The organism is Streptomyces daliensis, assembly GCF_054782395.1.
Genome location: NZ_BAAGSO010000028.1, coordinates 1 through 21,043, shown reverse-complemented (window position 1 = coordinate 21,043; position 21,043 = coordinate 1). Strand labels below are relative to the sequence as shown.

21 protein-coding genes are annotated in these 21,043 nt (G+C 72.3%); 11 read left to right on the top strand and 10 right to left on the bottom strand.

Going from position 1 to position 21,043, the window contains the following annotated elements; translation table 11 throughout:
- Positions 1 to 28: 28 nt before the first annotated feature.
- The 3 genes from ACYVOO_RS06290 to ACYVOO_RS06280 form a co-directional block, all read right to left on the bottom strand.
- Positions 29 to 859, bottom strand: a complete 831-nt coding sequence (locus ACYVOO_RS06290) for an ABC transporter permease (protein ID WP_461014651.1) — start codon at positions 857 to 859, stop codon at positions 29 to 31.
- Positions 860 to 924: 65 nt separating this feature from the next.
- Complete coding sequence (locus tag ACYVOO_RS06285; protein ID WP_461014637.1) at positions 925 to 1,749, bottom strand: ABC transporter ATP-binding protein; 825 nt, start codon at positions 1,747 to 1,749, stop codon at positions 925 to 927.
- Between the two features lie 143 nt (positions 1,750 to 1,892).
- Positions 1,893 to 2,309, bottom strand: coding sequence for a Fur family transcriptional regulator (locus tag ACYVOO_RS06280; protein ID WP_453345373.1), 417 nt, complete (start codon positions 2,307 to 2,309; stop codon positions 1,893 to 1,895).
- A gap of 133 nt (positions 2,310 to 2,442) precedes the next feature.
- On the opposite strand from ACYVOO_RS06280, the gene ACYVOO_RS06275 reads away from it, so the two are divergent.
- Positions 2,443 to 3,909, top strand: coding sequence for a catalase (locus tag ACYVOO_RS06275; RefSeq protein WP_461014636.1), 1,467 nt, complete (start codon positions 2,443 to 2,445; stop codon positions 3,907 to 3,909).
- Positions 3,910 to 4,033: 124 nt separating this feature from the next.
- Here ACYVOO_RS06275 and ACYVOO_RS06270 read toward each other — a convergent pair whose 3' ends face one another.
- Entirely contained in the window at positions 4,034 to 4,477 is a 444-nt protein-coding gene (locus tag ACYVOO_RS06270) for a CBS domain-containing protein (protein WP_461014635.1), read from the bottom strand.
- 222 nt (positions 4,478 to 4,699) lie between these two features.
- On the bottom strand, positions 4,700 to 5,494 hold the full coding sequence (gene hisN, locus ACYVOO_RS06265; protein WP_453345376.1) for a histidinol-phosphatase: 795 nt from the start codon (positions 5,492 to 5,494) through the stop codon (positions 4,700 to 4,702).
- A 236-nt stretch (positions 5,495 to 5,730) separates the two neighbouring features.
- Here hisN and ACYVOO_RS06260 point away from each other — a divergent pair, with 236 nt between their 5' ends.
- Entirely contained in the window at positions 5,731 to 6,339 is a 609-nt protein-coding gene (locus ACYVOO_RS06260) for a TetR/AcrR family transcriptional regulator (RefSeq protein WP_461014634.1), read from the top strand.
- Between the two features lie 81 nt (positions 6,340 to 6,420).
- Here the strand turns inward: ACYVOO_RS06260 and ACYVOO_RS06255 are convergent, their stop codons facing one another.
- From ACYVOO_RS06255 to ACYVOO_RS06240, 4 genes are all read right to left on the bottom strand, one after another.
- Positions 6,421 to 6,744 (bottom strand): DMT family transporter, encoded by a 324-nt coding sequence (locus ACYVOO_RS06255; RefSeq protein ID WP_453345378.1) that lies wholly within the window; start codon positions 6,742 to 6,744, stop codon positions 6,421 to 6,423.
- Between the two features lie 170 nt (positions 6,745 to 6,914).
- Positions 6,915 to 7,922 carry a ribosome small subunit-dependent GTPase A gene (gene rsgA, locus ACYVOO_RS06250; protein WP_461014633.1) on the bottom strand — a complete coding sequence of 336 codons (1,008 nt, stop codon included), beginning with the start codon at positions 7,920 to 7,922 and terminating at the stop codon, positions 6,915 to 6,917.
- Between the two features lie 190 nt (positions 7,923 to 8,112).
- Complete coding sequence (aroA, locus tag ACYVOO_RS06245; RefSeq protein ID WP_461014632.1) at positions 8,113 to 9,492, bottom strand: 3-phosphoshikimate 1-carboxyvinyltransferase; 1,380 nt, start codon at positions 9,490 to 9,492, stop codon at positions 8,113 to 8,115.
- 147 nt (positions 9,493 to 9,639) lie between these two features.
- A complete protein-coding gene (locus ACYVOO_RS06240) occupies positions 9,640 to 10,410 on the bottom strand; it encodes a M50 family metallopeptidase (RefSeq protein ID WP_461014631.1) in 771 nt (256 codons plus the stop codon).
- Positions 10,411 to 10,549: 139 nt separating this feature from the next.
- Here ACYVOO_RS06240 and ACYVOO_RS06235 point away from each other — a divergent pair, with 139 nt between their 5' ends.
- From ACYVOO_RS06235 to ACYVOO_RS06195, 9 genes are all read left to right on the top strand, one after another.
- The gene (locus tag ACYVOO_RS06235; RefSeq protein ID WP_461014630.1) at positions 10,550 to 11,401 is read left to right on the top strand and encodes an SOS response-associated peptidase; all 852 of its coding nucleotides are present in this window, start codon (positions 10,550 to 10,552) and stop codon (positions 11,399 to 11,401) included.
- 66 nt (positions 11,402 to 11,467) lie between these two features.
- Entirely contained in the window at positions 11,468 to 12,157 is a 690-nt protein-coding gene (locus tag ACYVOO_RS06230; protein WP_461014629.1) for an alpha/beta hydrolase family protein, read from the top strand.
- A gap of 321 nt (positions 12,158 to 12,478) precedes the next feature.
- Positions 12,479 to 13,141 (top strand): sigma-70 family RNA polymerase sigma factor, encoded by a 663-nt coding sequence (locus ACYVOO_RS06225; protein WP_453345507.1) that lies wholly within the window; start codon positions 12,479 to 12,481, stop codon positions 13,139 to 13,141.
- The gene (gene rsrA / locus ACYVOO_RS06220) at positions 13,138 to 13,518 is read left to right on the top strand and encodes a mycothiol system anti-sigma-R factor (RefSeq protein ID WP_461014628.1); all 381 of its coding nucleotides are present in this window, start codon (positions 13,138 to 13,140) and stop codon (positions 13,516 to 13,518) included. Before ACYVOO_RS06225 ends, rsrA begins: the two co-directional genes overlap by 4 nt.
- A gap of 258 nt (positions 13,519 to 13,776) precedes the next feature.
- Positions 13,777 to 15,270, top strand: coding sequence for an HD-GYP domain-containing protein (locus tag ACYVOO_RS06215; RefSeq protein ID WP_461014627.1), 1,494 nt, complete (start codon positions 13,777 to 13,779; stop codon positions 15,268 to 15,270).
- Entirely contained in the window at positions 15,267 to 16,532 is a 1,266-nt protein-coding gene (locus ACYVOO_RS06210) for an HD-GYP domain-containing protein (RefSeq protein WP_461014626.1), read from the top strand. Before ACYVOO_RS06215 ends, ACYVOO_RS06210 begins: the two co-directional genes overlap by 4 nt.
- Positions 16,533 to 16,707: 175 nt before the next feature.
- On the top strand, positions 16,708 to 17,709 hold the full coding sequence (locus ACYVOO_RS06205; RefSeq protein ID WP_453345387.1) for a tetratricopeptide repeat protein: 1,002 nt from the start codon (positions 16,708 to 16,710) through the stop codon (positions 17,707 to 17,709).
- Between the two features lie 121 nt (positions 17,710 to 17,830).
- Complete coding sequence (def, locus tag ACYVOO_RS06200; protein ID WP_461014625.1) at positions 17,831 to 18,463, top strand: peptide deformylase; 633 nt, start codon at positions 17,831 to 17,833, stop codon at positions 18,461 to 18,463.
- A gap of 989 nt (positions 18,464 to 19,452) precedes the next feature.
- Positions 19,453 to 20,226: a D-Ala-D-Ala carboxypeptidase family metallohydrolase gene (locus tag ACYVOO_RS06195; RefSeq protein WP_461014624.1), complete on the top strand. Its 774-nt coding sequence runs from the start codon at positions 19,453 to 19,455 to the stop codon at positions 20,224 to 20,226.
- Positions 20,227 to 20,455: 229 nt separating this feature from the next.
- Here the strand turns inward: ACYVOO_RS06195 and ACYVOO_RS06190 are convergent.
- Positions 20,456 to 21,043 (bottom strand): RNA-guided endonuclease InsQ/TnpB family protein (locus ACYVOO_RS06190; RefSeq protein WP_461014623.1); only part of this gene is annotated, 588 nt, incomplete at its 5' end.

Here is a 21,043-nt window from a genome sequence, read left to right as displayed (position 1 = left end):
CGTGGGTGGGGGGCCGGGACTGAGCGGGTCAGGACTGGCCGCGGCCCCGGTCGCGTGGCGCCCAGGGGGTGAGGAACCGCCCCGCGAGGCGGACGAGTTCGGAGAAGACGACCCCGAGCACGGCGACGCAGACGATGCCCACGAACATCACGTCGTTCTGGAAGAGGGCGCGGGAGTCGAAGATGAGGTGGCCGAGCCCGTCCGTCGCGGCGATGGACTCGGACGCGACGATGACCAGCACCGCCACCCCCGCCGCGATACGTGCCCCGACCAGCACGGCGGGCAGCGAGGCGGGCAGCAGTACGTGCCGGAACATCTGCCAGTGGCCCGCGCCGAAGACCCGTCCCGCGTCGCGGTGTCCCTCGGGGACGGCCAGTACGGCGGCCATGGTGGAGATCCACACGAAGAAGAAGACGGTCGCAGCGACGAGCGCGACCTGCGGCCCCTCGCCGAGCCCGAACATGTTGAGGAAGACCGGCAGCAGCGCCAGCTTCGGCACGACGTAGAGCGCGTCGAGCATCGGCTCCAGCGCGGCCCGCACCAGCGGCAGCGACCCCATGAGCAGCCCCAGCAGATAGCCGGACGCGGTGCCGATGGCGTAGCCCGCGAGGACGCGGCGCAGGGTGGCCCAGGTGTCGGGCCACAGCTCGCCCGCCGCTGCGCGCTCCCAGCCGTCGGCCAGGATCGTGGAGGGCGCGGGGTAGATCCGGGCGTCGATCCACTGCTGCGCGGCGGCCGTCTGCCACAAGAGGACGAGGACGAGGGGTACGGCCAGGGCGAGGGCCAGCTCCAGGGCGCGCCGTCTGCGGTGGGTGCGGGCCGGGCGCGTCTCCTGGGGGCCGGGGCGGCGCAGCAGCAGCCCGCTGTCGCGCGTGCTGTCCGGAGCCGCCGCCGTGTCCGGGGCGCTCCCGTCTTCGAGGGCGCTCACGGGGCGACCGCCTCGTGCGGTGCCGTGCTCCCGCCCCTGCCCCCGCCTCCACCGCCGTCGCCCGAGTCCACCTCGTCGCGGAGCAGCTCCCACAGCTCGTCCTTGAGCGCGGTGAAGCCGGGCGCCGAGCGGACCTCGCCGGTGCGGGGGCGGGCGAAGGGCGGCCGTCGCTCGGCGATGATCCTGCCAGGACGGGCCGACATCACCAGCACCCGGTCGCCCAGGACCAGCGCCTCTTCGAGGCTGTGGGTGATGAAGAGGGTGGTGGTGCGGGTGGCCTGGGTGAGCGCGAGCAGCTCGTCCTGGAGGATGGTGCGCAACTGCGCGTCGAGCGCGGCGAAGGGCTCGTCCATCAGGAGGATCTCGGGTTCGACGGCGAGCGCCCTGGCGATGGCCACGCGCTGGCGCATGCCGCCCGAGAGCGCCGAGGGGTAGGCCCCGGCGAAGTCGGCGAGGCCCATCCGGGCCAGCCAGTGCCCGGCGCGCTCGTCGGCTTCCTTGCGGGGGACGCGCTGGACGTCGAGGCCGAAGCGGACGTTGGTCCGCACGGTCTTCCAGTCGTAGATCCCGTAGTCCTGGAAGATCATGGCGGCCGGGTGGCCGACGTCCGTACGGATGGCCAGTTCGCCGCCGGAGGGCCGCAGGAGTCCGGCGGCGATACGGAGCAGGGTGGACTTGCCGCAGCCGGAGGGGCCGACGAGGCAGACGAACTCTCCCGTCGCGACGTCGAGGTCGACGGGTCCCAGCGCGGCCAGCCGGCTGGCGCCCCGCCCGAAGGTCCGGGTGAGCGCGACGGCTCGGAGTTTCGGTGATATGCCCATCGCGGACGACGATATGACGGTCCGTCAGATACCGGCAAGGGTCGTGCGCGGGGTGCGTACGGGGGCGGTCGCATGCGAAGGGCCCGCACCCCCTCGGAGGGGTACGGGCCCGAAAGCCTGGTGCGGGCGGGGTCAGCCCGGGGTCAGCCCGCGGCGCAGTTGGGGCAGGTGCCGCGGTAGGTGACGGTGGCCTCCGCGATGGTGAACCCATAGCGCTCGGCCTCGGGGAGGGCGCTGAGGGGGTCGCCCGTGGGGTGGACGTCGCGGATCGTGCCGCAGTTGGAGCAGACCAGGTGCTGATGGGTGTGGCGGGCGTTCGGGTCGTACCGCTTGGCCCTGCCGTCCGTGCTGACCTCGATCACTTCGCCGATGGAGACCAGCTCGCTCAGCGTGTTGTAGACGGTCGCTCGCGCGATCTCGGGCAGCCGCTCCGTCGCGCGGGCGTGCACCTCGTCGGCGGTGTAGTGGACGTGGTCGCCATCGAGCACCTCGGCGACGACTCGCCGCTGCGCGGTGAGCCGCCAGCCGCGATCACGGAGTCGTTCCAACAGGTCACTCATGACTCCAGAGTAGCAGCGGGCTGTCCATGGGAAGAACCCGTATGAGTTTCGGATCCTTCTTGACTTAGACATTGTCTAATGTAGGATCCGTTGTGGCGTTACGCCATGGACAGGGAAGGCACAGGAGGCGCACGTGACGGTGCAGAACGAGACCACCGGACCGCTCACCACGGAGGCGGGGGCTCCGGTGGCGAACAACCAGCAGACTGAGACGGCGGGCGTCGGTGGACCCGCGCTGATCCAGGACCAGCTGCTTCTGGAGAAGCTCGCGCACTTCAACAGGGAGCGCATCCCGGAGCGCGTCGTGCACGCACGTGGCGCCGGTGCCTACGGGACGTTCACCGTGACCGCCGACGTCACGAAGTACACCCGGGCGAAGTTCCTCTCCGAGATCGGCAAGAAGACGGAGACCTTTCTTCGCTTCTCGACCGTCGCGGGCAACCTCGGCGCGGCCGACGCGGTGCGTGACCCCCGTGGCTTCGCGCTGAAGTTCTACACCGAGGAGGGCAACTACGACCTCGTCGGCAACAACACCCCGGTGTTCTTCATCCGGGACGCGATCAAGTTCCCGGACTTCATCCACACCCAGAAGCGCGACCCCTACACGGGCTCGCAGGAGGCGGACAACGTCTTCGACTTCTGGGGCCTCTCGCCCGAGTCGACGCACCAGGTGACCTGGCTCTTCGGCGACCGCGGCATCCCCGCCAGCTACCGCCACATGGACGGCTTCGGCTCCCACACCTTCCAGTGGAACAACGCCGACGGCGAGGTCTTCTGGGTCAAGTACCACTTCAAGACGGACCAGGGCATCAAGTGCCTGACCGCCGAGGAGGCGGAGGTGCTGGCGGGCAAGGATCCGGACAGCCACCAGCGCGACCTGCGCGAGTCGATCGAGCGCGGCGAGTTCCCGAGCTGGACCGTCCAGGTGCAGATCATGCCCGCGGCGGACGCGGCGAGCTACCGCTTCAACCCGTTCGACCTGACCAAGGTCTGGCCGCACGCGGACTACCCGCCGATCACCATCGGCAAGCTGGAGCTGAACCGGAACCCGGAGAACATCTTCGCCGAGGTCGAGCAGTCGGTCTTCTCCCCGCACCACTTCGTGCCGGGCATCGGCCCGTCCCCGGACAAGATGCTCCAGGGCCGCCTCTTCGGCTACGGCGACGCGCACCGCTACCGCGTCGGCATCAACGCCGACCACCTGCCGGTGAACCAGCCCAAGGCGGCGGTGGCCCGTTCGCACGGCCGCGACGGCTTCATGTACGACGGCCGGCACGGCGGCGCGAAGAACTACGAGCCCAACAGCTTCGGCGGTCCCCACCAGACCGACAAGCCGCTGTGGGAGCCCACGGCCGTCTCCGGTCTCACCGGTGACCACGAGACGCCGTCGCACGCCGAGGACGACGACTTCGTCCAGGCGGGCAACCTCTACCGCCTGATGCCGGAGGACGCCAAGCAGCGTCTGATCGACAACCTCGCGGGCGCGCTCGCGGGTGTCTCGCGCGAGGACATCGTCCAGCGTGCGGTCGAGAACTTCCGCCAGGCGGACGCGGACTACGGCAAGCGGCTGGAAGCCGCGGTCCAGGCCCTGCGCGGCTGACCGACCGCTCGCCGTACTGAGGCCGGAGGGACCGGACGCCATGGGGCTCCGGTCCCTCCGGTGCGTTCGCGTCCCTCCGGTACGTCTCCTCGGCGCGTTCCCGGAGGGGGCCGGGGCCGGGCCGTCAGACCGTGACCGCGTCCGCCTCGGCGTGCACGCGCGGCGCGGACGGCTCTTCGGGGGCGTGTCCGGTCCAGCAGCGCACGATGTCGCGCACCGAGACCACGCCGACGGGTTCGCGCTCGTTCAGCACGATCAGATGCCGGAAGCCGCCGTGCGTCATGGCGTCGGCGGCCTCCTGGAGGGTCCACGCCGGGGCGGCGAAGACGACGTCGGTGGTGGTGTGGGTGCCGGCCGTCTCGCTGTCGGGGTCCTGGCCCGAGCCGAGGGAGTTGAGGATGTCGCGCTCGGTCAGTATGCCGATCCCGCTGGTGTCGGGGTCGAGGACGACGGCCGCGCCGACGCGTCGCGCCGACATCAGTTCGGCGGCCTGTCGGAGGGTGTGGGCGGGGCCGATCGTGAGGACGACGCTGCTCATGGCGTCGTGCACGACTGAGGGCGTGGGCATGGGGGTGAGCCACCTCCTTGGAGGAACCACTTCTCTTAGAGAAGCAATTCACAAGGGCACAAGCGGTCGAGTTCTCATGCTCACATGCTCCAGAGGACACAACAAGGGGCGCGCGAGGCCACATCAAGCCGCGTCGCGCGGCCCGGGCGCCCTCACGCACCCCTCTGTCCAGGTCGGGCCCCTGCTCGATCCATGTTTGGGCCCGGCGCGATCGCCTAGCGGTCAGGCGGTCAGATAGCGCAGCAGGTCCTCGTGCAGGTGCCCGTTCGAGGCCGCCGCGCTCCCGCTGTGCGGGCCCCGGCCGCCGTCCAGGCCTGTGAACGTGCCCCCGGCCTCCTCGACGATCACGGCGTTCGCGGCCATGTCCCACAGCGACAACTCGGGCTCGGCGCACATGTCGATCGCGCCCTCCGCGACCATCATGTACGGCCAGAAGTCGCCGTAGCCCCGCGTGCGCCAGCAGTCCCGCGTCAGATCGAGGAAGCCGCCCAGCATGCCGCGCTCCTCCCAGCCGTGCAGCGAGGAGTAGCCGAACGAGGAGTCGCGCAGGTTGGAGACCTCGGAGACGTGGAGCCGGGTGGCCTTGGTGAGGCTGCGGCCCGTATAGGCGCCGCTGTCCTTGGCGGCCCACCAGCGCCGGTTGAGCGCGGGCGCGGAGACGACGCCGACGACGGGGCGGTCGCCGCCCTCGCCGAACTCCATGAGGGCGATGAGCGTGGCCCAGACGGGCACGCCCCTGACGAAGTTCTTGGTGCCGTCGATCGGGTCGATGACCCAGCGGCGCGAGCCGTGCCCTTCGGTGCCGAACTCCTCTCCGAGCACCGCGTCGCGCGGGCGGGTGCGCTGGAGCGAGGTACGGATCAGCTCCTCGGCGGCCTTGTCGGCGTCGCTCACGGGAGTCATGTCCGGCTTCGTCTCGACCTTGAGGTCGAGGGCCTTGAAACGCTCCATCGTGGCGGCGTCGGCGGCGTCCGCGAGGACATGGGCGAGACGCAGATCATCGTGGTAGTCCAGCATGTACGAACAGTATCGAGCGCCTGCACACCCAGCCACAGGAGCACAGCCCGGTGGGGTCCGAACGGGTCCGGGGCAGGGCCGAACGGGTCCGCGACCGCGTCCGAACGGCCGCACCGTGTCCGCGCGCACAGACTTGTCGTGGGCCAGACCACCCGGAATATGCGCGATGTCTTGACACCTCCTGGCGGCGCGTCAATTCTGTGCCGCACCCCAGCCGTCGGGTACGGGAGGCCACGATGCCGACTGCACGCGAGACCTTGCTGGAAGCCGCCCACGAGGCGGTGGGCGCACAGCCGTGGACGGGGGTCAGGATGGTGGACGTCGCCGCGTCGGCGGGAGTCTCCCGGCAGACCCTCTACAACGAGTTCGGCAGCAAAGAGGGCCTGGGCGCAGCGCTGGTGGACCGGCTGGTGGAGGGCTTCCTCGACGGTGCGGCACGCGCGGCGGCCGAGGCGGGCCGCAAGGGCGCGGATCCGGCGGCCTGTTGCGCCGCCGCCGCTGCGTGGATGCTGCGGACCGCGCGGGACGAGCCGATCGTGCACGCCGCGCTGACCGGCTGCTGGGGCGCGCGCATGCCGCTGCCCGCGCCCACCCGGCACGCGTCAGCGGGGGCGCTCCCCGGCGAGCCGGGCGAGCTGGCCGCCGTGCTGTGCGACCGTACGGTCGCCGGGCTGGCCTCCGGTGGCGCGCTGTCGCCCGCGACGTCCCTGCCCGCGCTGGGCCGCGCCTACGAGGCGGGGCTGCGGATCGCGCTGTCGTACGTCGTGGCGCCGGACGACTCGCGGGACGACGACACGTGCGGCCGGGTCGGCGAGGTCGTACGGGCGCTGCTCGCGCGGCAGTGAGGCGGCGGCCGGAAGCGGAACCGGAAGCGGAACCGGAAGCGGTGGCCGAACAAGCCCGACGGGGCCGACGGGACCCGGAGGTCAGTGCGCGCTGCCCGAGAGCTGGAGGCCGATCACGCCCACGATCACGAAGGTGATGGAGACCAGCTTCAGTACGGAGACGACGTCACCGAGGAAGACCATGCCGTAGATCGCCGTACCGGCCGCGCCGATGCCTGTCCACACCGCGTAGGCCGGGCCGACGTCCAGGCGCTTGAGGGCCAGCGTCAGCAGGCCGAAGCTGCCGAGCGCGAAGACGCAGAAGGCGACCGTGGGCCACAGGCGGGTGAAGCCGTGGGAGAGCTTGAGGCAGACCGCGAATCCCGTTTCGAGAATCCCCGCGACGATGACCAGCAGCCACGCCATTCGGATCGCCTCCGTCGCTCCCGCGCCGTCACCGGCTCGTCCACAGCGGCCCGGTCCCGTCCACAGGGATCATGTCCACAGCGGCCCGGTCCTGTCGCTCTTCCGTGTGGGGATCTGGGGGTATTTCCCCAGGAAGGGTCAGTATGCATGCGGGGACGGACCGGACGCGATCAATCCCCTTCGCGTCGCTCGCGCGTCGCGAGCAGCCGTCGCAGCGAGTGCAGCCGGGCCGGGTCGGCGTGTCCGTCCGCGACCCACTGGTCCAGCGCGCAGTCCGGCTCGTCGTGGCTGCACGCGCGCGGGCACTCGGCCGTGCCCGGCTCCAGATCGGGGAAGGCGTGGATCACGCGGGAAGGGTCCACGTGGTTCAGGCCGAACGAGCGCACCCCGGGGGTGTCGATGACCCAGCCGCCCGCCTCGCCAGGCAGCGGCAGGGCCAGCGCCGAGGTGGTGGTGTGGCGGCCCCGTCCCGTGACGGCGTTGACGTGGCCCGTCGCGCGCTGCCGCTCCACGAGCGCGTTCACCAGCGTCGTCTTGCCCACACCGCTGTGCCCGACGAAGGCCGTGCTGTGCCCGTACAGCAGCTCGCGCACCTTCTCCGCCGCGCCGCCCTCCTCCAGCTCGTCCCTGCTGGTGGCGACGGAGCGCACGCCCAGCGGCTCGTACGCCTCCAGCAGCGGGCCCGCAGGGGCGAGGTCGGACTTGGTGAGGACGAGCAGCGGTTCCAGGCCCGCGTCGAAGGCGGCGACCAGGCAGCGGTCGATGAGGCGGGGGCGCGGCTCGGGGTCGGCGAGGGCCGTGACGATGGCGAGCTGATCGGCGTTGGCGACCACCACCCGCTCGAACGGATCGTTGTCGTCCGCCGTCCGCCGCAGCACCGACGTCCGCTCCTCGACGCGCACGATGCGCGCCAGCGTGTCCTTGGCGCCCGTCAGATCGCCGACGATGGCGACGCGGTCGCCCACGACCACGCCCTTGCGGCCCAGTTCGCGCGCCTTCATCGCGGTGATCTCATGGCCGTCGACGAGACAGGTGATCCGCCCCCGGTCGACGGTGACCACCAGGCCCTCCGACGCGTCCTCGTGCTTGGGCCTGGTGTGGGTGCGGGGACGGGTGCCCTTGCGGTTGGGGCGTACGCGGATGTCGTCCTCGTCGGTGTTCTTGCCGTAGCGGCGCATCGCGGGGAGCCCTCTAGGTCGTGTCGTCGGAATAGCGTCGTTCCGCCCGCTAGGGCGGTGTGGGGCGGGGTCAGGTGCGTGCAGATGCAAGGCGGAGGGAGGAGAGCGCAGCGGGCTGCGCCGACGACTGACAACGCGGCAGATGTGCGTGCATGGCCCAGCCCCACAGACGAAATTTTGACGACACGGCCTAGGCCCTCTCTCCGACGGGCTGTCCGAGCATCCCCGACCACAGTGCGGGGAAGTCGGGCAGCGTCTTGCCCGTCGTCGCGATGTTCTCCACCTGGACGTCCGGGACCACCAGGCCCAGCAGGGCGCCGGCGGTGGCGAGGCGGTGGTCGTCGTAGGTGTGGAAGACGCCGCCGTGCAGGGTGCGGGGGCGGATGCGCAGCCCGTCCTCGGTCTCGGTGACATCGCCGCCGAGGCCGTTGATCTCCTTGGTGAGCGCGGCGAGCCGGTCGGTCTCGTGCAGCCGCAGGTGGGCGACGCCGCGCAGCACCGACTCGCTCTCCGCCAGGGCCGCCACCGCGGCGATGCCCGGGGTGAGTTCGCCGACCTCGCTCAGGTCCACGTCGATGCCCCGGACGCGGCCGTTGCCCTTGAGTGTGAGGCCGCGCTCGTCCAGCTCGCAGGTGGCGCCCATCTCCGTGAAGATCCGGCGCAGCGCGTCGCCGGGCTGCGTGGTGTGCTTCGGCCAGTCCGGAATGGTGACCCGGCCGCCGGTGACGAGCGCCGCGGCGAGGAAGGGCTGCGCGTTGGACAGATCGGGCTCGACGGTCAGGTCCCGGCCGAGCAGCGCGCCGGGCGTGACCCGCCATGTGTCGCGCTCGCCGCCGTCCTCCGGGGCGTCCACCTGGGCACCGGCCAGGCGCAGCATGTCCACGGTCATCCGGATGTGCGGCATCGACGGCAGCCTGCCGCCCACGTGCCGCACCTCGACGCCCTGGTTGAAGCGGGGACCCGAGAGCAGCAGGGCGCTGACGAACTGGCTGGAGGAGGAGGCGTCGATCTCGACGGTGCCGCCGGTCAGCGAACCGCTGCCGTGCACCGTCATCGGGAGCGCGCCGCGCTTCTCGTCGTCGATGCGGGCGCCGAGGGCGCGCAGCGCGTCGATGACGCCGTGCAGCGGGCGCTCGTAGGAGCGCGGGTCCCCGTCGAAGCGGATGTCGCCGTCGGCGAGCGCGGCGACGGGGGGCAGGAAGCGCATCACGGTGCCCGCGTTGCCGACGTCCACCGTGGCCGGGCCCGACAGCCCTGCGGGGATGACGCGCCACGCCTCGCCCGCACCGGCTGCGGCGCTCGTGGCGCCCGCGCCGGGGCCCGCCGATGCGCTGGACGAGGACACCGTCTCCTCGATGTGCACGCCCATGGCGCGCAGCGCCTCGGCCATCAGCAGGGTGTCGCGGGAGCGGAGCGGGCGGCGCAGCCAGCCGGGCTCCGAGGAGAGCGCCGCGAGTACGAGTCCGCGGTTGGTGACCGACTTCGATCCCGGCACGGTGACGGTCGCGTCCACGGGGGAGGACGCGAGCGGCGCGGACCAGTGGGCGGCGGATGTGGTGTGGTCGGTCATGGGTCTCACTTTAATGGCTCTGCCTGGGCGGGGATCTTGATCAGAATCGGAGAAATGCCACGGAAACATGGCACTGGTAAGGGCACCGCGCGCCGCCTGGAGTCCGGCACGCGCCCCCTCCTCGCGCCGCCGCGCGCGCTCCCGCCGTCACAGACCCAGCAGCCACCGGCCGCCCCCGATGAGGGAGCAGAGCGCGACGGCGTGGAAGAGCACCAGCCACATCGCCGCAGGGACGTTCGTCAGGCGGGCGAGCTGGTCGGCGTCCGAATCGGGCTCCCCGCCCTGGCCGCCCTGGCGGCCGTGGAACGCGTGCGCGACGCGGCCGCGGGCGCCGCTCCAGCCCCTGCGCTTGCGCTGTAGTTCGAAGACCGGGCGCACCCCGCCCAGCAGCAGGAACCACACCACTACGTAGGCGAAGGCGGCCTGCACCTCGGCGTCCGTCAGCCAGGAGACCAGCAGGAAGGCGCCGCCCGCGACGAAGACCGTCAGCACGCCGTAGGCGTTGCGGATCATGAGCAGCATGGCCAGCAGCAGCGCCGTCGCGCTCCACAGGAGGAGCGTGATGTGGTTCGCGGCGAGCAGCCAGGCGCCGCCGAGACCGAGCAGGGGAGGGGCGGTGTAGCCGGAGGCGGCGGTGAGCACCATGCCGATGCCGGTGGGCTTGCCGCGCGAGACGGTGAGGCCCGAGGTGTCCGAGTGCAGCCTGATGCCGTCGAGACGGCGGCCCGAGAGCAGTGCGATGAGACCGTGGCCGCCCTCGTGGGCGATCGTCACCGCGTTCCGCGACACCCGCCAGACGCCGTGCGGGAGCACGGCGGCGAGAGCGACGAGACCGGTGATGACGACCAGCCACTGGTCGGGGTCCGGCTGTGTGCCGAAGACCCGGTCCCAGATGTCGGTGATGTTCGCGGTGTCCATCTCTCCCCTAGCTCTCCCCGTTCGTTCCCCGCCGGACGCCGGTACAACGGACGGCGGCGGGCTGCTTCTCCCTACGACGCGTGCCGTAGCCGGGACGACTCCGCCATCCGTGTCACTGTGCCGTGGCAGTCTGGCACTTATGTGCGGTAGGTATGCAGCGAGCCGGAAGCCCGAGGATCTGGTGGGCCTCTTCGATGTCGAGAAGTGGGAGCCCGAGGAGGCGCTGGCGCCGGACTGGAACGTCGCGCCCACGAAGCAGGTGTACGCGGTGCTCGACCGCCCGCTGAAGGGCTCGGACGATCCGCGCCCCGTGCGCCAGTTGCGCGTCCTCAAGTGGGGGCTGGTCCCGGGGTGGGCGAAGTCACCCGACACGGGCGTGAAGATGATCAACGCGCGCGCCGAGACCGTCCACGAGAAGGCGTCCTACCGGCGCCCCTTCGCGGCCCGCCGCTGCCTGCTCCCCGCTGACGGGTACTACGAGTGGGGTCTCCCCAGGGCCGAAGGCCCGAGGGGACGGGTGACGGCCAAGGGCGAGCTGGACCTGGAGCAGGAGGGCAAGAAGAAGCGCCCGCGCAAGCAGCCGTACTTCGTGACCCCGGCGGACGGCTCGGTCATGGCCATGGCGGGGCTCTACGAGTTCTGGCGGGACAAGACCCTGCCCGACGACCACTCGGGGGCCTGGTGGGTGACCTGCACGGTGATCACCACGGAGGCCGAGACCACGCCCCTCGCGGGCGACTCGGGCGAGGAAGGGCCGCGCGCGCTGTCCGACATCCACCCGCGCATGCCGCTGATGCTCACCCCGGACCGCTGGGACGCCTGGCTCGACCCCTCGCGCACGGACCCCGACGAACTGCGCCCTCTGCTGGAGCCGCCCCCGGCCGGGCTGATGCGCGCCTACCCCGTCTCGACGGAGGTCAGCAACGTGCGCAACAACAGCCCCGAACTGGTCAAGGAGCTGGACGGGCCCGAGGTGGGCACGCTGTTCTGATCCGACGGCCCGGTCCGACGGCCCCGGTCCTGCGCCTCTCCGGGGCGCGCGGTGCAGGATGCTCCCATGAGTGAGATCACCGAGGGCACGGGCACCGGCGCCGTGCGCGAGACCGTTCCGACGCCCGTGGGGGAGGCCCGCGTCACCTGGCACACCGCCGAGGCGGCGGGCGCCGGCGCGCGTGCCGTGCTCGCGCTGGGCCACGGCGCGGGCGGCGGCATCGAGGCGCGGGACCTCGTCGCACTGGCCGCCGCGCTGCCGCCCACGGGCGTGAGCGTCGCGCTCGTCGAGCAGCCGTGGCGCGTCGCGGGCAAGAAGGTCGCCCCGGCGCCCCGGACGCTGGACGCGGCGTGGACGGCGCTGTGGCCGGCGCTGCTGGGCCCCGGGCTGCCCGTCGTCGCTGGCGGGCGCAGCGCGGGGGCCCGCGTCGCCTGCCGTACGGGCGCGGAACTGGGCGCCCACGCGGTGCTCGCCCTCTCCTTTCCGCTGCACCCGCCGGGCAAGCCGGAGAAGTCGCGCGCCCCGGAGCTGACGGGGACGGGGCTGCCGGTGCTCGTCGTCCAGGGCGGACGGGACCCGTTCGGGCGCCCCGACGAGTTCCCGTCGGGACTGCCCGGGGACACCCGCGTCGTGGAGGTGCCCCACGGGGACCACGGCTTCGCCGTGCCCAAGCGGGCCGGGATCGGCCAGGAGGAGGCGCTCGGCGTCCTGACGGAGGCGGTACGCACCTGGCTGGAGGGGCTGACGGGGCTCTAGAACCCTTTCCGGCCCTGGGCCCGGCCCCGGGGCCAGCGCCCGGCCACCCTCTCGGCGGAAACAAAGGGAAGAAGATCCGCGCGGCCCGGGAATGCGATCCGGGATACGCGTGTTGTACGGGCTGTCGCGACGTCACGAGGAGAGGGAGCCGCCCCTATGGGTTCTGTCGCTTGCCCGCAGCGCCCCCAGGCCGCCGAGGTGGACTGGGCCACGCTGGCGTTGGCCGGTGGCGCGAAGATTCCGGCGGCGGACGGAGTGGAACGTCGTCTATTCTCCGATTCGAGCGGGTCCTCGTTCGGGCTCGCCGTGACATCGGAGGAGGTGGGTCCGGTCACCGGGACCGAAGACGCCGGCAGTGCCAAGCAGGAGACCGAGGCGGAGCGCAGTGAGCGCTTCGAACGGGACGCCCTCACCTACCTTGATCAGATGTACTCGGCCGCGCTCCGCATGACGCGCAACCCGGCCGATGCGGAGGACCTGGTCCAGGAGACGTACGCCAAGGCGTACGCGTCCTTCCACCAGTTCCGTGAGGGCACCAACCTCAAGGCGTGGCTGTACCGCATCCTGACCAACACCTTCATCAACTCGTACCGCAAGAAGCAGCGCGAGCCGCAGCGCAGCGCCGCCGAGGAGATCGAGGACTGGCAGCTTGCGCGCGCCGAGTCGCACATGTCCACGGGACTGCGTTCGGCCGAGGCACAGGCGCTCGACCACCTTCCGGACTCGGATGTGAAGGAAGCCCTCCAGGCGATCCCGGAGGAGTTCCGCATCGCCGTCTATCTCGCGGACGTCGAGGGCTTTGCCTACAAGGAGATCGCCGACATCATGGGGACACCCATCGGCACGGTGATGTCCCGTCTGCACCGCGGGCGGCGTCAGCTTCGCGGCATGCTGGAGGACTACGCGCGCGACCGCGGGCTCGCCCCCGCCGGTGCGTCCGCGAGCGGAGAAGCGTCGCACGACCGGAAAGGCTCGGGCTCATGAGTTGCGGAGAGCCGCACGAGACGGACTGCTCCGAGGTGCTGGACCACCTCTACGAGTACCTGGACCGGGAAATGCCGGACAGCGACTGTGAGAAGTTCAAGGAGCACTTCGACGAGTGCTCGCCCTGCTTCGAGAAGTACGGCCTGGAGCAGGAGGTCAAGAAGCTCGTCAAGCGCTGCTGCGGCCAGGACGACGTGCCGACCGACCTGCGCTCCAAGGTGATGGACCGGATCGATCTGATCCGCTCCGGCCAGGCGGGCGAGGTCCCCGACCAGCCCGCGGCGGAGACGGCAGAGACCGCGGAGGCACCGGGACAGCCCGGGGACGACGCCGCGCCCTCCGCCCCGCGGTCGGACGCGGGCAAACACCTGGCCTGACGCCGCCGACGCCGCCGGGCCGAGCACCGGCTCCGAGCCCCGGCACCGCGCCCCCTCCCTCCCCGGGCGGGGGCGGGCGAGGTCAAGACGCGTGCGTAGTACGGGAGTTCGGCACTTCCCGCACGTTTTTCACGACTGTCTCACTCGTTCGTGTGAGTGAGACAGGTCTCTTAAGAAGTAATACGCGCATGACCCGCCGGTATCGGTTTCCCCCGTCCTATCCTCCCTTTCCTGTGCGGTACGGGGAGGAGACGTGCGATGCGTGCACGAGAAACGGGGGCGCGGCTGCCGGGGGCGGCCCGTGCGTGCATCGGCGGCGCCGTCTGCGCGGCCGGGCTGTGCGCGGCTCCGGCCGTCATCGGCTTCCGGGAGACCGAGTGGCTCGCGCTGCTCCCGCTGGCCGTGCTCTACGCGATCTGTGAGTACGCGCCCCGCTGCCCCCTCATGGGCCACAAGGTGCCCAAGAACATGGGCGCTTTCTTTCCCGTCCTCCTCACCGGGGTCTTTCTGCTGCCTCCGGCCGCCGCAGCCCTCGTGCCCGTGCCGGGGGCGCTCATCGGGCGGGTGCAGTCCCGGCACGGCACCGCGCGCCGCCTGTGGCACGCGGCGCAGCTCGGCCTCGCGGCGTGGGCGGCGGCGCAGGCGCAGGCGGCCCTGACGGTGGGCCCCGCGGCACCCTCGCCCAAGCTGCCCGCCGCCGTCGCCGACTTCCCGTACGCGCTGCTGCCCGCGGCAGCCGCCGCGTTCGCGTTCTGCGCCGTGGTCACGCTGCTGGACGGCGCCGTCCTCGTCGCCGCCGAGCGCTGCTCCGTACGCACCGCCTGGCGCGGCCAGCTCTCGCTCGCCGCCGTTCCCCACCTGGTGCACGGGCTGGCCGGGCTGATGATGGCGGTCCTCTGGCGCAGCCCGTACGGTCCCGTAGCGGCCCTGTTCGTGCTGCTGCCCATGTACATCTGCTGCTGGGTCTTCGCGCAGTACCACCGCGAGCGCGGCGCCCACCAGGCCACCATCCGCGCCCTGGTGCAGGCCGTGGACATCAAGGACCGCTACACGCGCGGCCACAGCGAGCGCGTCGGCCGCGCCTCCGTCCTCATCGGGCGCGAGCTGGGCATGGACCACGAGCGCACCGAGGCGCTGCGCTTCGCGGGCATCCTGCACGACGTGGGCAAACTCGGCGTCCCCACCCGGGTGTTGCGCAAGGACGGGCCCCTCACCGACGAGGAGCGCGCCGTCATCGAGCTGCACCCCGAGTACGGGCACGAGATGGTGCGCGGCATCGGCTTCCTGGACGAGGCGCGGGCCGCGATCCTGCACCATCACGAGCGGCTGGACGGCAGCGGCTATCCGTACGGGCTGCGCGGCGGCCAGATCCCGGAGTTCGCGCGGGTCGTCGCCGTGGCCGACGCGTTCGACGCGATGACCTCGACGCGCAGCTACCGCCGCGCCCGCCCCGTGTCCGTCGCGCTGGAGGAGCTGAGGCGGTGCGCCGGGACGCAGTTCGACCCCCGCGTGGTGCGCGCCTTCGCCCGCGCGCTGGACCGCCAGGGCTGGTCCCCCGCGGTCACGGCCGACGCACCAGGTGCCGGGCCGGGGCGCGGCGGAAACGTACCGGCACCCTCCCACCAGGGCGGCCAGAGCGGTGCACTCGGGCCGCCCCGCGCCCCAGGAGGGCCGCCCTCCGACGGCCCTGCCGGACCCCAGGAGGCGCACCCCGCGGGAAGCAGCCCCGGCAGCACGGCGCGGCACACATGAGCCGCGCGGTCGTCGCCGTGTACGGAGCGGCAGCCGTGCTCACGGTGACGGCACTGACCTGGACCCTGTGGCACGGCCTGGAACAGCCGGGCACCGCCGTCGTGTTCGGCCTCGTGATCGCCGTCGGCGAACTCGTGCGCGTACGCCTGCCGGGCGCCGCGCACGGCGACGACGGCGACGGCTCAGCCACGGCGGGCCCCGTCGGCGCGGCGGGGGCGCTCGGCTACGCGCTGCTCGGCGAGGTCGCGGGGCAGCCCAGCACGCACGGCGCCCTCCAGTGCGTCGCCGTCGCCGTCCTGGCCACGCTCGCCGGGCTGGCCCCGCATGTGGCGCTGGGCCGTGCCCCTTCGCCCGACCACCTCGTACGCGGCGTCCTGGGCGTCGGGTTCGCCGCGACGTGCTTCCAACCGCTCTACAACACCGGCGGGTTGCCGGCGCTGCTGAGCCCGGGCCCGTACCACGCGCTGTGCCTGCTGGCCGTGACGCTGCTCACCGGGGTCTGCGACGCGCTGCTCGGGTCCGTGCTGGCCAGGGCCCGCACCGGCAGGCCCTTCTGCCCGCTGCTGCGGGACGCGCTGCGCGCCCGTCTCGGCATCGTGCCCGCCATCGCCGCCACCGGGGCCGTGCTCGCGCTCGGCGTGGCCGTGGCGGGCCTGTGGGCGCTTCCGGTGTTCTGCGTGCCCCTGCTGCTGACCCAGTTCTCCTTCCGGCGCTACGCGGCCGTACGGGCGACGTACCGGCAGACCATCGCCTCCCTGGCCCGCTCCACGGAGGTCGCGGGATACACCCCGCACGGGCACGCCCGCAGGGTGGCGGCCCTCAGCACCGCGACAGGCCGCGAGCTGGGGCTGAGCGAGCCCGAGCTGACGGTGCTGGAGTACGCGGCGCTGATGCACGACATCGGGCAGCTCTCCCTCGTCGACCCCGTGGTGGGCGGCGCCACCGAGGACCTGGATCCGGCCGAGCGGCGGCGCATCGCGCAGCTGGGCGGCGCGGTGGTCAGGAAGACCGGAGTGGCGGCCGATGTCGCCGTAGTGGTGGAACGGCAGGCGGATCCTTACCGTGACCAGCCGTTCACAGCGCGCATAGTCCGCGTCGCCAACGCGTACGAGGACATGGTGGCCGGGCAGCCCGGAATAGAGGGCTCGTTGCGCGCGCTGGAGCGGCTGCGGCTGGGCAGCGCCCACGAGTACGAGCCCCGGGTGGTCGAAGCGCTGGCCCGGGTCGTCTCGCGGGGGGTCGAAGGCGTGACTCCCGGGTAGTGAGCGAGCATCCCGGTGGGCATGGTTGGATGCGAAGAGGGGAACCGCGAAAGAGGCACACGCAGCTCACACAGCGCACAAGGCGCACACAGCGAACAGGGCGCGTACGACGCACAAGGCGCAGCAGCAGACCGGGCGGCGGCGAATCAACAGGCGGGAATCAGGCGGGAACATCGTGAGGATCTTCGGCAAGGTGCGGCATCGGCCCTCCGCCTCCTGGCGGCAGGCGACCGACCGCGCGTTCACGCTCATCGGCGACGGGCGGTACGAGGACGCGGGAGCACTGCTCACCCGCGCCGCCGACCTGGAGCCGTGGCTGTCCGAGTCCTGGTTCAACCTCGCGCTGCTGCACAAGTTCCGGCACGACTGGGAGCAGGCACGCGCGGCGGGACTGCGGGCGGTGGCCCTGCTGGACAGGGAGGCAGGGGCGCCCGACTGGTGGAACGTGGGCATCGCGGCCACGGCGCTCCAGGACTGGCCCCTGGCGCGGCGCGCCTGGCAGGCGTACGGGCTGCGGGTGCCGGGTGCCGCGCAGTCGGCGGCGGCTGTCGGCGAGCCGACGGGCATGCAGCTGGGCAGCGCGGCCGTGCGGCTCTCCCCTGAGGGGGAGGCCGAGGTCGTGTGGGGCCGCAGGATCGACCCGGCGCGGATGGAGCTCCAGAGCATCCCGCTGCCCTCCTCGGGCCGCCGCTGGGGCGAGGTCGTGCTGCACGACGGCGTCCCGCACGGCGAGCGCACCACCACGGCGGGGCCCTCGTACCCCGTGTTCGACGAGATCGAGCTGTGGGCGCCCTCCCCGGTGCCCACCTGGGTCGTGCTGCTGGAGGCCGCCACGGAGGCCGACAGGGACGCGCTGGAACGCCTGGCGGCCGACGCGGGCTTCGCCGCCGAGGACTGGTCGTCGTCGGTGCGGCTGCTGTGCCGCTCCTGCTCGGAGAGCCGGATGCCCGCCGACGAGGGCGACGGCTCCACCCACCTGGACCCGCACGACCACAGCTCGCCCGGCCACCCCGGGCCGCTGGGCCATATGACGGCGGGCGGCCCAGGGGACCTGTGGGTCCCGGAGCGCGAGTGCGGCCTCGCGGCGCCCGCCTCGCTGGTGCGGGGGCTGCTGGACGGCTGGGTCGCTGACAGCCCGGACACCCGCGAGTGGCGTGACCTGGAGGAGGTCTGCTGAGGACGTCTGCTGAGGTCGGGGCGCGAGGGCCGTCCCGCGGGGGTCTGCCGGGGCGGGCGGCGCCGTGCGCCCCGTACCCTGTAGGGCGACGAATCAGGTTGTGAGGAAGGCGTACGGCGGAATGGCGCAGCAGCAGGAGACCAAGGCGGGGGCGGGCGTCGAGTTCGTCGACGACACCAAGGACTGCGAGGCACGCGAGGCCGCGCACCGCGAGCGCGGCACGGCCCGGCCGGTCACCGTCGTCGGCAACCCGGTGCTCCACAAGGAGTGCAAGGACGTCACGGCCTTCGACGACGAGCTGGCCCAGCTGATCGACGACATGTTCGCGAGCCAGCGGGCTGCCGAGGGCGTCGGCCTCGCCGCGAACCAGATCGGCGTCGATCTGAAGGTCTTCGTCTACGACTGCCCGGACGACGACGGCGTACGGCACGTCGGGGCCGTCTGCAACCCGGTGCTGGACGAACTGCCCGCCGAGCGCCGCGCCCTGGACGACTCCAACGAGGGCTGCCTCTCCGTCCCCGGCGCCTACGCGCCGCTGGCCCGCCCCGACTACGCGGTGGTGCGCGGCCAGGACGCCTCGGGCAAGCCGGTGGTCATCGAGGGCACGGGCTACTTCGCGCGCTGCCTCCAGCACGAGACCGACCACCTCTACGGCTACCTCTACATCGACCGCCTCTCCAAGCGCGAGCGCAAGGACGCGCTGCGGCAGATGGCCGAGGGCACCCCGCGCTACGAGGTCGTGCCGAACGAGTGACGCGTGTCCGCGGGGTGGTCCCGCGGACACGGATGCGCTGGTTTCCGGGTGCGGCTCCGTCGGCGCGGGGCCGTGCGGCCCCGGGGCGCCGGTGGACCTACGGAGCCGTACGCGGCTGTACCGGGCCACGTGGGGTGCGTGACGGCAGCGGTCCGGCCCGGCTCCGGTTCGGGGCGTCGGCCCTGACCGCGAGGCGGGTCCGGTGCGATCCCCGGGTGCCCGGTCCCGAGCGTGGACGCTGCGTGTTCCGGTGCCGCGACCGGCACGGAGCCGACCGTCGCACCGCGCCCGCGTCGGTGTCGGGGCGGCCCTGTTGTACGGCTGTCGGCGTTGTTCGGTCGTCGGCCGAGTTCACGGTGCGCTGGGTGTCGTGCTGGCCTTCGTGCCGCGCCCACGTCGGGCCCGTGCCCGCGTCGGTGCCGGGACGGCTCTGTTGTTCGGCTGTCGGCGTTGTTCGGCCGTAGGCCGAATCGACCGCGTACCGGGTGTCCACCCGGCCCTCGCGCCGTGCCCGCGTCGGTGTCGGGGCGGCCCTGCGATACGGCCGTCGGCCGAGTTGACCGTGTGCCGGGTGCGAGCTGATCCTTGCGTGCCGGGCACCGGCCCGGGGCCCTTGGCCGGGCGCTGGCGCGGTCTCATTCGTGCCGGGCGCCAGCCCGGGTGCCCCGCGGGTGTCGAGCCGGCCTTGTTGTTCGGCTGTCGGCCGGGTTCACCGTGTGCCGGGCGTCGAGCCGTACTCCGTGTACCGGGCATCGGTCCGGGACCCCTTGTGCGGGCGTTGGTCCGCCCTCTTTGTGCCGCGTTCCGGCCTGCACGTCGTACGGGTGCCGACGCGCTCCCGGACCGGGGTCGGACCGGACCGCCCCGAACCGGCGTCAGCCGGACCCGTGCCGCCAGTGGCCTCGTCCAATGGCATTCTCCGCGCGTAGTTGACGGGTCACGCCTGTCACGCCAGTCTCGGATGCCACCCCACAGCGCATGGAGGAACCATGCTCGGACGAATGCCAGGGGCCGTTGTCGGCCTTGTCATGATCGCGGCATCTTTGCTGGTGGGCGGCGGTGCCGCCTCGGCCGCCGCGCCCCCGCACGTGCGGGCGGCGCTCACGGCCGCCGTCGCCGACGGCTGCTACACCTGGCCGCGCACCCTCTCCGAGGGCGCCTCGGGCGAGGACGTGCGACAGCTCCAGATCCGCGTCTCCGGCTACCCCGGCAGCGGCTCGGTCCTCGCCGTCGACGGTGCCTTCGGGCCCGCGACCAAGGCGGCGGTCACCCGCTTCCAGCAGGCGTACGGGCTGGCGGCCGACGGAGTCGCCGGATCCGCGACGTACGCGAAGCTCTACGCGCTCCAGGACGACGACTGCACCCCCGTCCACTTCTCCTACGCGGAGCTGAACAACTGCAACGGCGACTGGAGCGGCGGCGCCGTCAGCGCGGCACAGGCCAAGGCGAACGCGCTGCTCACCATGTGGAAGCTGGAGGCGCTGCGGCACGCGCTAGGCGACCAGTCGATCAGGGTCACCAGCGGCTTCCGGTCCAAGGCGTGCAACGACGCGGTCGGCGGGGCGCCCAGCAGCAGGCACCTCTACGGTGACGCCGCCGACCTGGGCTCGGGGCCGCATTCGCTGTGCACCCTCGCGAAGCAGGCCCGTGCGCACGGGTTCAACGGCATCCTCGGGCCCGGCTATCCGGGGCACGACGACCACACCCACGTCGACCACCGCTCCAGCCGCTACTGGTCGGCGCCCACCTGCGGCGTCTCCTGACGGCCCGGCTCCCCTTCCCCGTACCGAGTGAGAGGAACCCCCACACCGGCAACTACATCACCGGGAACTTCGCCTCCATAGGCGGCTCCAAGTGGAAGTCGGCCTCCGGGAACATCTACTACCCAGAGGGCAACCACTGGGACTTGACGCCTCCCTCTCATCAATGAGGGGGATTCCTAGCTCACGTCGCCTGCGGCCCGGCGGGCGCGCAGGGCTTGCACGATCAGCGCTAGCCGGGGTGCAGACCAGCCCGGACCAGCATCACGCGTGCGGAGTTCTTGTCTCTGGGCGAGACGGCTCCGCACGTGGTGCAGGCATACGTTCTTTCGGAGAGGGGGAGTGCGTGCTTGGTTCTCGCTCCGCACCGTGCGCAGTCCATGGTGGTGTGCGCGGGATGGACCAGGTGCAGGATGCGCCCGTGCTTGCGGGCCATCTCCACCAGGGCTTGTTTGGTGGCGCCGATCGCGGCGTCGGCGGCCTTCCTCGCCATGGTGGACTTTGCCAGGAATTTCGGGCGGAAGTCCTCCACGGCCAGGGCGTCATGGTCGCGGACGACGCGCTTGGCCCACTTACGGCCGGTCTCGCGGCGCTGCCGGGCGAGCTTCTGGTGCGCTTTCGCTGTCTGCCGTTTCGCCTCGCGGTAGCCCTTCGACGCCGCCTGCCCCTTCGCAGGGCGGCGGCGGGCCATCATGCGCTGGTACCGGGCCAGCTTGTGCGCCGCCGTGCGCCCGTGCCGCGGGTGGGGAAGGTCATGGGCGTCGCTGGTGGTGGTGGCCGTCTCCCGCACGCCCCAGTCGATACCGATCACCGCGCCGGT